The organism is Rhizobium sp. CB3090, assembly GCF_029714285.1.
Taxonomy (GTDB): domain Bacteria; phylum Pseudomonadota; class Alphaproteobacteria; order Rhizobiales; family Rhizobiaceae; genus Rhizobium.
On sequence record NZ_CP121662.1, the window covers coordinates 1,213,461 to 1,226,179 of the forward strand.

The 12,719-nt window shown below is 57.6% G+C and carries 11 protein-coding genes and 2 tRNA genes; 7 read left to right on the plus strand and 6 right to left on the minus strand.

Going from position 1 to position 12,719, the window contains the following annotated elements:
• Positions 1 to 7 precede the first annotated feature (7 nt).
• Positions 8 to 322, minus strand: coding sequence for a hypothetical protein (locus QA646_RS05935; protein ID WP_283058115.1), 315 nt, complete (start codon positions 320 to 322; stop codon positions 8 to 10).
• A gap of 117 nt (positions 323 to 439) precedes the next feature.
• Between QA646_RS05935 and QA646_RS05940 the strand changes: the two genes are divergently transcribed.
• Positions 440 to 514, plus strand: a tRNA-Asn gene (locus QA646_RS05940).
• A gap of 95 nt (positions 515 to 609) precedes the next feature.
• Here the strand turns inward: QA646_RS05940 and QA646_RS05945 are convergent.
• The 3 genes from QA646_RS05945 to QA646_RS05955 all read right to left on the minus strand — a co-directional run bounded on the left by QA646_RS05945 (position 610) and on the right by QA646_RS05955 (position 2,750).
• Positions 610 to 978, minus strand: coding sequence for a hypothetical protein (locus QA646_RS05945; protein WP_283058116.1), 369 nt, complete (start codon positions 976 to 978; stop codon positions 610 to 612).
• Positions 979 to 1,042: 64 nt separating this feature from the next.
• On the minus strand, positions 1,043 to 1,366 hold the full coding sequence (locus QA646_RS05950; protein ID WP_283058117.1) for a hypothetical protein: 324 nt from the start codon (positions 1,364 to 1,366) through the stop codon (positions 1,043 to 1,045).
• Positions 1,367 to 1,646: 280 nt separating this feature from the next.
• Positions 1,647 to 2,750, minus strand: coding sequence for a porin (locus QA646_RS05955; RefSeq protein ID WP_283058118.1), 1,104 nt, complete (start codon positions 2,748 to 2,750; stop codon positions 1,647 to 1,649).
• 396 nt (positions 2,751 to 3,146) lie between these two features.
• On the opposite strand from QA646_RS05955, the gene QA646_RS05960 reads away from it, so the two are divergent.
• The 6 genes from QA646_RS05960 to exoR all read left to right on the plus strand — a co-directional run bounded on the left by QA646_RS05960 (position 3,147) and on the right by exoR (position 11,421).
• Positions 3,147 to 3,220, plus strand: a tRNA-Cys gene (locus QA646_RS05960).
• 221 nt (positions 3,221 to 3,441) lie between these two features.
• Positions 3,442 to 4,113, plus strand: a complete 672-nt coding sequence (locus tag QA646_RS05965; RefSeq protein ID WP_283058119.1) for a protein-L-isoaspartate O-methyltransferase — start codon at positions 3,442 to 3,444, stop codon at positions 4,111 to 4,113.
• Between the two features lie 244 nt (positions 4,114 to 4,357).
• Complete coding sequence (locus QA646_RS05970) at positions 4,358 to 5,284, plus strand: DUF2497 domain-containing protein (protein WP_283058981.1); 927 nt, start codon at positions 4,358 to 4,360, stop codon at positions 5,282 to 5,284.
• Between the two features lie 120 nt (positions 5,285 to 5,404).
• A complete protein-coding gene (locus tag QA646_RS05975; protein ID WP_283058120.1) occupies positions 5,405 to 8,248 on the plus strand; it encodes a valine--tRNA ligase in 2,844 nt (947 codons plus the stop codon).
• Positions 8,249 to 8,659: 411 nt separating this feature from the next.
• Positions 8,660 to 9,913: an OmpP1/FadL family transporter gene (locus QA646_RS05980; protein ID WP_283058121.1), complete on the plus strand. Its 1,254-nt coding sequence runs from the start codon at positions 8,660 to 8,662 to the stop codon at positions 9,911 to 9,913.
• 704 nt (positions 9,914 to 10,617) lie between these two features.
• Positions 10,618 to 11,421, plus strand: coding sequence for an exopolysaccharide production regulator ExoR (exoR, locus tag QA646_RS05985; protein ID WP_283058123.1), 804 nt, complete (start codon positions 10,618 to 10,620; stop codon positions 11,419 to 11,421).
• Positions 11,422 to 11,431: 10 nt separating this feature from the next.
• Here the strand turns inward: exoR and xth are convergent, their stop codons facing one another.
• Positions 11,432 to 12,223: an exodeoxyribonuclease III gene (gene xth, locus QA646_RS05990; protein ID WP_283058124.1), complete on the minus strand. Its 792-nt coding sequence runs from the start codon at positions 12,221 to 12,223 to the stop codon at positions 11,432 to 11,434.
• 128 nt (positions 12,224 to 12,351) lie between these two features.
• Positions 12,352 to 12,684, minus strand: coding sequence for an iron-sulfur cluster insertion protein ErpA (erpA, locus tag QA646_RS05995; protein WP_283058125.1), 333 nt, complete (start codon positions 12,682 to 12,684; stop codon positions 12,352 to 12,354).
• Positions 12,685 to 12,719: the final 35 nt, after the last annotated feature.

The following is a 12,719-nucleotide window of genomic DNA, read 5'->3' on the forward strand; positions in this document are numbered from 1 at the left end:
GCCGACATCACTCCGCCGGGCGCCGGCGCCTTGTCCACCACACGGCAAGGCGCCGTCGCCAGCGCCGTACGAGCGGCAGATCATGCGACAACACGACGAAGCCAAGCGGCAACATCCAGAAGCCGAGGACCGGCAGGAAGCCGAGAAAGCCACCGAAGATCAACGCGACGCCGACGCCAAGACGGGCAAGTCTCGATCGCGGAAGCGGAATACAAAGGGAGCCAATAACAAGCTCGTGTGTGGTATGATCTATTCCGAAACGCCGCGCCTTTCCGTTGCCGTTGCGATCGGTCTTTTCTTTGGTACTGCCTTGATCAGTCATCCACAGGAAATGGTAAGGCGACGAAATAATACAAGGGAAATGGATTTTTTTGAAAAAACCGCTTGGCAAATCGGGAAAGCATTTGTATTACCCCGCTCACACCGCGCCAAGCGGTATTCCCTGGTAGCTCAGCGGTAGAGCATTCGACTGTTAATCGACAGGTCGCCGGTTCGAATCCGGCCCGGGGAGCCAGTTTCAAGAGCCACATTCTCATTGCCGGGAATGTGGCTTTTTCATTTCCAGCCATTTCAAACCGTGTCGCTCCTCTCGAAAACGTGAGGACACATTCATGTATCGTTAATCTGAACAGGCGCATGAACGTTGTGCGCTATCGCGCAGCATATTCCCCCAAATGCTAGAGGTTCGAAATGAAAAATCTGATTCTTGCTTCCGCCGTTGCTCTGGCTTCCTTCGTCGGCATCAGCACGCAGTCTGAAGCGGCGACGATTGTGCGTGTCGATAACCATCATCATCACCATTGCGTCGTGAAGACCGTACGCCATCACGTTCACGGCCATTGGGTCGTCCGCAAGGAACGCGTCTGCCGTTGATCCGGTAGCAGTTTCGAGCAGCCGGCCTTCGTCGTCGGCAAAATGAGACCGGCCGTTGCCGAATATTTTGTCGGCAACGGCCGGAACGTTTTTGGGAATGGGCACGGAAATTCGCCTTGTGGGCGGCGCCAAATTGGCCGCCCAACGATAGTCGCGCCTACGCTACGGATTACGGCCGGAATTCGAAGTAGATGCCTCCGTGGCGGTAATGATGGTAGCGGCGGTAACGCCAGTCATCATCATCCCAATAGCGGCGGCGATCCCAGCGGTCGTGCCAGTAGCGGCGATCGTAGTGACGATCACGCCAATAATATCGACGCCCCTCATACCAGTCCTGGTTTCGTCGGGATCCGTGCTCTTGGACCAGAATGACGCCGGAAAGGCTGGGCGAGGGCGAGTTTGTCAACGGCATGGCCGTTGCTGGAACCGCGGCTGCCAGCACTGTTCCCATAGCAAGTGAGGCGGCCAGGGCTATCGAAGCAAAGTGTTTCAAAGCACCGACTCCTTTGTTGGACACAAACGTCCCTTGACGAGTTAACGTCGCGATGGCGGCAATGTTCCCGTTTAAAGTTGATCTGGGCAGGAGTGCAACGTGTGATATGGGCGGCACTGAGTTTTGGGATTGCCGCCTGCTGAAAGTTGCAAGACCGGTTGTGCCGGTGAGGGATCAGGTGAAGCCGCGCCACATAGTTCGAAGGCGATCGACATAAAAGGGGCCCAGCAGGGAAAGCCAGGCCCCTCTCTTCTCTGATCGGAGGTCAATTCAGATCAGGTCAGAAGTTGCGTTCGAAACGGAGGATACCAGCGACGGTATCGTCCTTGGCATAATCATAGTGAACGTAGGTCACTTCCGGCTCGATCAACAGATCCTTCACAGGATTGAACTTGAGGTTCGAGGTTGCTTCGAAAATCTTCGAATCCGTGTAGGCGAGCTGCACGTTCCACTTCAGCTTTTCGTTGATCGGAACGCCAACGCCACCCCAGACAGCCCAGTCACCCCAGCCGCACTTGGATACGTTCACAGTGCCGTTCGGCGCCGTGCAAGCAGAGATATCCTGGTTGGTACCGGCATATTTGTTGAGCTTGTCGCCATCGGTGTTCCAGCCGCCCATCAAGAAAGCCGAGAAGGCGCCGAAGTCAGCGTCGACACGAGCCTTGATGGCGCCTTCTTCGACGATGGAGTCATAGCCACCGACGACCTTGAAAGACCATGCACCAGCCTTGTAGCCAGCACCGGCAACGACGTCCGGAGCATAGTGGTTGGCCTTGTCATCCGTCCACCAGCTTGCGCCATAGGAAGCGCCCGAGCCGCTGGAGTTGGAGTCTTCGAGCGAGATCACAGCCGTAAAGCCATTGCCTGCATCGTAGTTGTAGGTCAACTGGTTGAGTTCATACGGGCCGTCATAGATCACGTCGTCGTTGATGACGTCGCCGGCGTAACCGATGTAGAGGTTGTAGGCCGAGTCCTTCTTACCAACGGTGAAGCCGCCGAGGCTGATGTAGGACCACAGCAGGTTGGTGCTGGTGGCGTTGCCGTCATTCCAGTCCCAACGAACGATGGTTTCAGTCTTCAACGGACCGTATTCGGTGTCTGTTGCGGTGTCGACATTCAGCTCTGCACGGGTGTGCCATAGCGTACCCTGCCTGCTGTCACGGTTGTAAGCATTGTACCACTCACCTTCCGTACGAACCTTCCCGCCGATCTTGAGGCAGGTTTCAGTACCCGGGATGAAGAAGTAGCCTGCACCATAGGCGTCGCAGATGCGAACGTATTCGAGCGGCTCCGGCTCAGCAGCGACGATGGCGTCGGCTGCGTGAGCGCCGGATGCTGCTGCAAGCGCGGCAGCGGAGCCGAGAAGAAGGCTCTTGATGTTCATAAATAACTCCAATCTGTTCCCGATTGGGCATGAGATATCGCGCCGAAAAAACGACGTGCCCAACCCCATCCCGTTCATGTTCCCTATCAGTAGGTGCGAAGTAATAAGCTTCGCGAACTATTTCCTGAACCTGTCCCGCCGATTTGACAAGATACTAAGATTGACGAACTATTCGCACGCTACTCGAAAAAAAATCCTGTTGCAGAAATGACGCAATTCGCCAGATGGCTGCTCATCAAGGCTCAGTTGGCGCTAATGAATTGTTAAGGTTTGGCGGTGCTTTGCCTGCCACCATGGGCCGGAAGTCAAGTTATTTGGTCATCAGCCGCGATAGGTCTTGCGCTCCAATAAGATTCGTTCTAAACGCCCGCCATCACTCGCCTTTACAAATCGGATGGCCTCGTGGCGGAGTGGTTACGCAGAGGACTGCAAATCCTTGAATCCCGGTTCGATTCCGGGCGAGGCCTCCAAATTCCCTTTTATTGACACATCCGCAGCAATCTGTCGGATGGCGACGGGCGTGAAGAGAGGTTTGACCCTGCGCGGTAGGGGAGCGGCTGTGGTCTCGCCGCGACGCATCGTCATGAATTTCTGCGCCCGTTGCTACGATGCCTTGAAAGCGCAGCCGCACGCGATTAAGACACGCTGAGCATAGCAGCAACCCCGGCTTTGCCTTTGGGCGCGAGAGGATATGATGGATTTCGAAGCAGCACGCGTGAAAATGGTCGAGAACCAGATCCGCACGACGGATGTCACCTCCCATTCCGTGTTGAATGCGTTTCTGACGGTACCGCGCGAGAATTTCGTGCCGGAGAGGTCGAAGCTCCTGGCCTATATCGATAATGACATTGAGATCAGCCCTGCGGCTTCCGGCAAGCCCGCGCGCTTCCTGATGGAAGCCTCGCCGCTGGCAAAGCTCTTGCAACTCGGTGAAATCACCAAAGAAGACAAGGTTCTCGACGTCGGCTGTGGCACGGGCTACGTCGCAGCACTTCTGTCGATCCTCGCTGGCACGGTCGTCGCGCTGGAATCCGACGAGGCACTGGCCGCTGAGGCCAAAGCCAATATCGCCGCGCTCGGCCAGGCAAACGTGACGGTCGTCACCGGCGAACTGGAAAAGGGCTATGCGGGCAGCGGTTCCTATGACGTCATTTTCATCAACGGTTCTGTCCAAGAAGTGCCGCAGGCGCTTCTCGATCAGCTTGGTGAAGGCGGCCGGTTGATTGTCGTCCTCGGCTACGGCCATGCTGCGCGCGCCACCGTCTTCATACGCGAGCGTAGCGCCCTTTCCGAAAACGTCTTCTTCAATGCTTCGGTCAAGCCGCTGCCGGGCTTCACCAAAGCCAAGGAATTCGTGTTCTGACCGGTTACGTGGCTGAACCATCCTTTTGAGACGGGCGCTTCGGGGCGCCCGTTTTTCGTTGGGCATTCTCGGTGGATAAGTCCACAATATCAGGTGATTCGCAGCCACCGTAACAAAACTGTGCATCAGGTGGCTTAGTGCTGTCTCGGTGATTTTTTTCCCAAGGCTAGTATTCTACGCTGGCGCTGATTCGGGCGCTGCTTTGGCGGGAATCCAATCGTTGTTTGGGAAAACGGGGATGAATATGGCTCAGCCAAGTGTAGTGCGTGAACCGTCCATGGAAGAGATTCTGGCGTCGATTCGCCGAATCATCGAAAGCAACGAGCCTGGTGCCGGCAAGTCCATTTCGCCGTCCGTGCCCGCTGTTTACAGCACGGCCGACGATGAGCACGACGGCGATATCCACCTGACGGTCGACGACCAATTTGCCGCTGCCGATATGGATGATGCACCGCCCGCCGCAACCGCTGTCCCCGAACCGCGTTTCGTTGCGGCCAATTCACAGGCTCTGTCGCGCGAGCCGGAATCATCAGCCCGCACCATGTCGCTCGCCGATGTCGCTGCGCGCGTTCGTGCCGCTTCCGAGCGCAATGCGGCACAATTGAATTCGGCGCGCGAAGCGCCGCAGCTACGCGAATTGCCGCCGGCCATGGCCGCCCGTCTTGCCGAGGTGCGTGTCGAACAGGTCGCCGAGGTGCCTTTGCGCAGCGCGATCGCCGAAGCGCCCGCGCCGGTAGTTACCTCGCCGGTCGTCACCCCGCCGGCCGCCGCTCTTCTCGCCGAGGCCGCGGTATCCTCAGTGAAGATTGAACCGCAACCTGAACCGGTGGAAGAGCGCAAGGCTTCCGCTGCGGCCGCTCCCGTCGAAATGCCGGTTTTCAATCAGCCGCCACAACAGACGTCTACGGCAGTCACGGATCGCTATCTGCCGCAAGTGCAGGCTGAACTTACATCCTCGCTGATGTCGGAAGCGGCCGGTGCGCAGGTTGCCCGTTCCTTTGGAGAACTCGCCGCCGCCATTGACGGCAGCGAGCGCCGTTCGCTTGACGAGATCGCCCAGGAGATGCTGCGGCCGATGCTGCAGGAGTGGCTGGATGACAACCTGCCGACCCTCGTCGAGCGTCTCGTACGCGAAGAAATCGAACGAGTGGCACGCGGTCCGCGCCGCTGACAGTCAGAGCTCCGGATAGACGATCCGCCGCTCCGGCTCCGGGGCGGCTTTTTTATTGACTTGCCCGCGGCCATCCTATTTACAACCCGCATCACCGAACCCTCCATATCCGGTCCCCAAATGCTCGACAAAACCTATGATTCTGCCGCCGTCGAACCGAAGATCGCCCAGAAATGGGATGAGGCCGACGCCTTTCGCGCCGGTGTGAACGCCAAGCCTGGCGCAGAAACCTTCACGATTGTCATCCCGCCGCCGAATGTCACCGGTTCGCTGCATATGGGCCATGCGCTGAACAACACGCTGCAGGACATCATGGTTCGGTTCGAGCGCATGCGCGGCAAGGACGTGCTCTGGCAGCCGGGCATGGACCATGCCGGCATCGCCACGCAGATGGTCGTCGAACGCCGGCTTATGGAGAGGCAGCAGCCCGGCCGCCGCGATTTGGGCCGCGAAGCCTTCATCGAGAAGGTCTGGGAATGGAAGGCGGAATCCGGCGGCTTGATCTTCAATCAGTTGAAGCGCCTCGGAGCTTCCTGCGACTGGTCGCGCGAACGCTTCACCATGGACGAGGGCCTGTCCAAGGCTGTTCTTGAAGTCTTCGTCACGCTTTACAAGGAAGGCCTGATCTATCGCGACAAGCGGCTGGTCAACTGGGATCCGAAAATGCTGACGGCGATTTCGGATATCGAAGTCGAGCAGCATGAGGTCAACGGCCATCTCTGGCATCTGCGCTATCCGCTCGAAGAAGGCGTCACCTATCAGCATCCGATCGCTTTCGATGAAGAAGGCAAGCCGACGGCATGGGAAGCGCGCGACTATCTCGTCGTCGCCACCACCCGTCCGGAGACCATGCTCGGCGATACCGGCATAGCCGTTCATCCGAGTGACGAGCGCTACAAGGCAATTGTCGGCAAGCATGTCATCCTGCCGATCGTCGGCCGGCGCATCCCGATCGTTGCCGATGAATATCCGGACCCGACCGCAGGCACCGGCGCCGTCAAGATGACGCCGGCGCATGATTTCAACGATTTCGACGTCGGCAAGCGTCGCGGCCTTCGCATCGTCAACATCCTGACGCCGGATGCCCGCGTTACCATCAAGGATAATGAGGATTTCCTCGAAGGTCTCGACAATCCGGCGGCGCTGCACGGCGCCTGGGACGAGCTTGAGGGCAAGGATCGTTTCGAAGCCCGTAAGATCATCGTCCGCATTTTCGAAGAGGCCGGTCTGCTCGACAAGATCGAGCCGCACAAGCATACCGTCCCGCATGGCGACCGCGGTGGCGTTCCGATCGAACCGCGCCTGACCGAACAATGGTATGTCGATGCCAAGACGCTTGCCGAACCGGCAATCGCCTCCGTTCGCGAAGGTCGCACCAAGCTCGTCCCGAAGAGCTGGGATAAGACCTATTATGATTGGATGGAGAACATCCAGCCCTGGTGCATTTCCCGCCAGCTCTGGTGGGGGCATCAGATCCCGGCATGGTACGGCCCCGACGGTCAGGTCTTCGTCGAAAAGACGGAGGAAGAGGCGCTGCAGGCCGCTATTCAGCACTATCTGTCGCATGAAGGGCCTATGAAGGCCTATGTCGAGGATTTGCTGGAAAACTTCAGGCCGGGCGAAATCCTGACGCGCGACGAAGACGTACTCGATACCTGGTTCTCGTCTGCCCTGTGGCCGTTCTCGACGCTCGGCTGGCCGGACAAGACGCCGGAACTCGATCGTTACTATCCGACCAACGTGCTTGTCACCGGCTTCGACATCATCTTTTTCTGGGTCGCCCGCATGATGATGATGGGCCTGCATTTCATGCAGGACGAAAACGGCGACGCGGTCGAACCCTTCCACACGGTCTATGTTCACGCCCTGGTGCGCGACAAGAACGGGCAGAAGATGTCGAAGTCCAAGGGCAACGTCATCGATCCGCTCGAACTGATCGACCAGTATGGTGCCGATTCGCTGCGCTTTACGCTGGCGATCATGGCGGCGCAGGGCCGCGACGTTAAGCTCGATCCCGCCCGCATCGCCGGATACCGCAATTTCGGCACCAAACTGTGGAACGCCACGCGCTTCGCCGAGATGAACGGCGCCAAGAGCGATCCGCATTTCGTGCCGGAAGCCGCCGAACTCACCATCAATCGCTGGATCCTGACCGAACTTGCCCGCACCGAGCGGGACGTTACCGAAGCGTTGGAAGCCTATCGCTTCAACGACGCCGCCGGCTCGCTCTATCGCTTCATCTGGAATCAGTTCTGCGACTGGTATCTCGAACTGCTGAAACCCGTGTTCAACGGCGAAGACGAGAACGCCAAGGCGGAGGCACAATCCTGCGCCGCCTACGTTCTCGAAGAGACCTACAAGCTGCTGCATCCCTTCATGCCCTTCATGACGGAAGAGCTGTGGGCGCATACGGCAGGCGAGGGCAGGGAACGCGATGGCCTGATCTGCCATGCCGATTGGCCGGCACCTTCCTATGCCGACGATGTCGCTGCAGATGAGATCAACTGGCTGATCGATCTTGTTTCAGGTTTGCGTTCCGTACGCTCGGAAATGAACGTGCCGCCCGCCGCCACCGCGCCGCTGGTGCTCGTGGGCGCCAACAGCCTCACGCGCGAGCGGCTGTTCCGTCATGATGCGGCGATCAAGAGGCTGGCGCGTGTCGAGAAGATTTCGCTGTCCGACACCGCACCGAAGGGCGCGGCGCAGATCGTCGTCGGCGAAGCGACCGCCTGCCTGCCGCTCGGCAACCTTATCGACCTCTCTGCTGAAAAGGCACGTCTCGAAAAAGGCATCGCAAAGAACGAACAGGAGATCGCTCGCATCGTCGGCAAGCTTTCGAACGAGAAGTTTGTCGCCAATGCCAATCCGGATATCGTCTCCGCCGAACGTGAGCGCTTGAGCGAACTCGAAGGCCAGCTTTCGAGTCTCAAAGTGGCACTTGAACGGGTCAGCGAAGCCGGCTGAGGAAGCTGTAATAATCTTATTTTAAGGGTACGCGGCGAAGGGCGGCGTGCCCTTTTTTCTTTTGTTACTGATTCGATGGTAAGCATCAAAAAAATGCGTTGCTTTTCAGCTTGCTCCAGCTTCGCACAGGCAAAAGAGGTTACCCTTTAATTGGTAGGGTTTTTTGAAAAGCGAGACTGTTGTCAGATTGTAACAGAACTGTTGCTATGAGGAATAAGAATCTACTCGGGGCCCCTGATAAACATTAGAGAAGCAAAAATGCCTAAACTTGGCTGTAATTGGGTGTGCAGATCACTTTCTTACGTAAGTCAGTCAATATGTCGCAACATTGTGGATAGCCGGTGCCGCATTGCCAATTCGGGTGATCGTCGCAACAATCGGATCAATGAATACGCAAGTGGGGGAGACACAATGGCATTTCGTATTGCGCTGAGGGGCGCATTTGCATTCATTATCGGTTCGTCATTCGCCAGCGCCGCTTTTGCGGGCGGGCTTGATCGTGCCGGCTACGATATCGACCTCCTTTTCGATAAGGGGCGTTACGTTTTCGAGTCCGGTGTAACCTATGTGATGCCTGATCGTAAGCTGAAGAATGCAAAGGATATCAATTCGGTCGATGGCAACCTCAACGGCCGCCCGCATTCGGCCGATGCCACGGAAAATTACGCTGTACCATATATCGGTTTCAAGATCGGCATTACCGACGACATCGATTGCATGGCCGATTATTCCGAGCCGTTCGGCGCTCACACCAATCCGGGCTTGAATTGGGCCGGCGCCAACAATGAGATCGAAACCAAGGTGCGCACCCATAATTATGCGGCGACCTGCTCCTACAAGTTCGATGCCGGTCCGGGCCAGCTGCGCCTGATCGGCGGCGGCTTCTATCAGGAAGTCAGCGGCTACAAGTCGCGCCTGGTTTCCGTTGTCCCCGCTCCGTTTTCCGCTGTCTATGATGGTGTCGGCTCGCTGGATGTCGATGGCCATGGCTGGGGCTGGCGCGCCGGTCTTGCCTATGAGATCCCTGAATACGCCCTCCGTACCAGCCTCGTTTACAACAGCCGGGTCAAATACGATAATCTCAAGGGCACCGTCGACCTGACGGAACTGCCGCCGGTCCGCGCGTTCTTCGGCAAAGCCACCTCCGTCTTCGGTTCGGCCGATGCGCCGGACTCGCTGGAATGGAAGATGCAGACCGGCATCGCGCCGGACTGGCTGGCCTTCGGTTCGGTCAAATGGACCAACTGGAGCGTTCTGCAGAGCATTGCGCTTTGCCCGACCTCGACGCGGGGCATATCCTGCCATACGGGTGGTGCGACCGAACTCACCTCCCTCGATCTGCTCTATCAGGACGGCTGGACGATTACCGGCGGCATCGGACACAAGTTCAATGACCAATGGAGCGGCGCGCTCAGCTTGAGCTGGGATCGCGGCACCAGTCAGGGTTACGGCCTGAGCACGGACACCTGGACGCTCGGCGCCGGCGTTTCCTACAAGCCGACTGAGCATGTCGAATTCACCTTCGCTGGTGCTCTCGGCCTGCTGACCAGCGGCAAATCCGGCGAGATCACCTCCAACGGCATCACCTATGGCGATGACGCGACCTACAGCTTCGGCAACGATTTGGTCGCTGCGCTGTCGACGTCGATGAAGGTCAGATTCTGAGGTAAACCATTGAGCTGAAGCAGGTTTCGAGGTCTGATCCTTATCGCTTCCGGCGATTCCCGCGCCGCGAGTCCTTTTGGTCTCGCGGCGTTTTAATACCAGGTTCAGTGCTAGGCCATTTCCACATGCGACCCGCAAAACCGTCCCGCCTAGCGTTTCGTGGTTAACTGAACGTCAAGATCGGCAAATTCTTTGTGACGATTCAGCAACACTTTATTTCAACAGATTACAGGCGTGTATCCGGCGCCCAATTTGTCCATTTCCCGCCACAAATGGGGAGCAGCGATTGTACGGGCAAAGGGGCAAGCCTTGGTGGAAAGTGCGTAAACGGTTGATGGGTCAGTTTTCACTTCAGGAAAAAAAGCAATCCGGAATCGGAACGGCGGCGTTCGCGATGCAGCCGGAAACGCATTATTTCCCGAGGGAGTCAGAAACTCGTTCGATCGCAAGTCTCTCTCTTTGGACAGTGACCAGGCGGGTTGTTTCAAGAGCGATATATGATCGCGCCAGCTTGGATGCTCGTTTAGACATAATTTCAGACTACGCTCAGAAATGTGGCGAACGACGTTGGGCTGATGTCCTGCAGACTTCCTCAAACGAGGATCTCGCTGGTCTATGCGCCGGTAGGGAATACATTCGCAGGCCATGCGGTACCGATGGGGTTGCCGTTGCGGATGCGGATGGAGCGAAAGAAATCGACTGTTATGTTTAAGTCCGAGTTCATATCAGCGAGAATGATGATGCTCAGCCTGTCGCTTGCCACCTCGGTGGCGATCGCAGGCCAGGCCCTGGCATTCGACATCAACGCAGGTGTCACCAAGGAATCGGGACCTTTCGATCTCTTCAAATTCGGCTTCCGGGCCTATAAGAACGGCCAGAAGGAAGAGGCGGTCGAAGCCTATCGTTACGCCGCCGAGAAGGGGCATACCGGCTCGCGTTGGGCGCTTGCCAATATGTATGCCGACGGCGATGGCGTCACCCAGGACGATTTCGAGGCCTTCAAGATCTATAGCGAGATCGCCCAGCAGGGTGTCGAGCCCGGCTCCGAAGATACCGGCTTCTTCATCAACGCACTGCTCGCGCTTGCCAATTATTACAAGACCGGCATTGCAAACAGCCCGGTCAAGATCGATCTCAATCAGGCACGCCAGCTCTATTTCCAGGTCGCATCGACCTTCGGTGTTCCGGAGGCGCAGTTCCAGCTCGCTCAGATGATGCTGGCGGGTGAGGGCGGCGCGGCCAATGTGCAGCAGGCCAAGAAGTGGCTGAACCAGGCTCGTAAGAGCGGCCATCCCGGTGCAATGGCCGTCTTCGGCAATATTCTCTTCCAGGAAGGCCAGTCTGTGCGCGGTCTCGCCTTCATGACGGCGGCACTCGACAAGTGCAAGCCGAAGGATTGTCCGTGGATGCAAGACCTGCAGGAGCAGGCCTTCTCCATCGCCACCGAAGACGACCGTCGCGTCGCCGTTTCCATGGCGCATCAACTGGACGTCGCCGGCGCCGAATAATCTCCGATTTTCACGTCCGGAAATCGAAGTGCGCGATAACGGGAACGTGGTCCGACGGCTTTTCCCAGGCGCGGACATGCTTTTCGATTGCGGCGGAGGTCAGGCGATCAGCCGCTTCCGGCGATAGCATCAGATGATCGATGCGGATGCCGTTGTTCTTCGGCCAGGCTCCAGCTTGGTAGTCCCAGAAGGAATAAAGCTTAATCGCATCCGTCGTGGCGCGTACCGCATCGGTGAAGCCAAGATGTTCGAGTTGGCGGAAAGCCTGGCGGGTTTGCGGCAGGAACAGTGCATCGTTTTCCCAGACTTTCGGATCGAAACAATCATGCGGCTCGGGAATAACGTTATAGTCGCCGGCGAGGATGATCGGCTCCTCCAGTGCCAGGCGGCTGACTGCGAATTTCCGCAGGCGCTCCATCCAGGCGAGTTTGTAGGGATATTTTTCCGTATCGATGGGATTGCCATTCGGCAGATACAGGCAGCAGACGCGAAGCGCGCCGTGCTCCGGCACGGAAAACACAGCTTCGATGAAGCGGGACTGTTCATCAGCATCATCGCCGGGCAAGCCGCGGGTCACCTCGTCAGGCTTCATCCTGGACAGGATCGCCACGCCGTTGAAACCCTTCTGCCCATGTGTTTCGACGTGATAGCCGAGCGCCTCGACCTCCAGGCGTGGAAAACCTTCGTCGACCGTCTTGATCTCCTGCAGGCAAACGATGTCTGGATCGGAGTCCTTCAGCCACTGGCACAGGTTCTCGATACGCGCCTTGACGCCGTTGATGTTCCAGGTGGCGATCTTCATGAAGGGACGGCTCCTCTGCTTCGGTTTTTCTTTTATCCGCAGCAAACGGCCTTGGCCACCCGTCCAAACGAAAACCGGCCGTAAGCAACAGCTTCCGGCCGGTTATAAACTTTGAAAAAACAGGAGTGTCAGATCGAAAAACTCGTGCCGCAGCCGCAGCTTGCGACCGCATTCGGATTCTTGATCTGAAAGGACTGGCCGAGCAGGTTGTCGACGAAATCGATCTCGGCGCCTGCCATGTAGACCAGCGACAATTGGTCTATCAGGACAGTAGCGTCGCCTTTTTCGACAACGATATCATCGTCCTGCGGTCCGTCGACGAGATCGAATTTATAGGAGAACCCGGAGCAGCCACCGCCTTCGACGGCGACGCGAAGCGCTCGCTTGCCTGCTTCGGCGCTGACGATCGCGGCGATTCGCTTTGCCGCTGCGTCCGATAGAGTTACACTTGCCTCAGTCATGCCTTCCTCCTGCCGGGGTCAAGATCCGGAGAGAA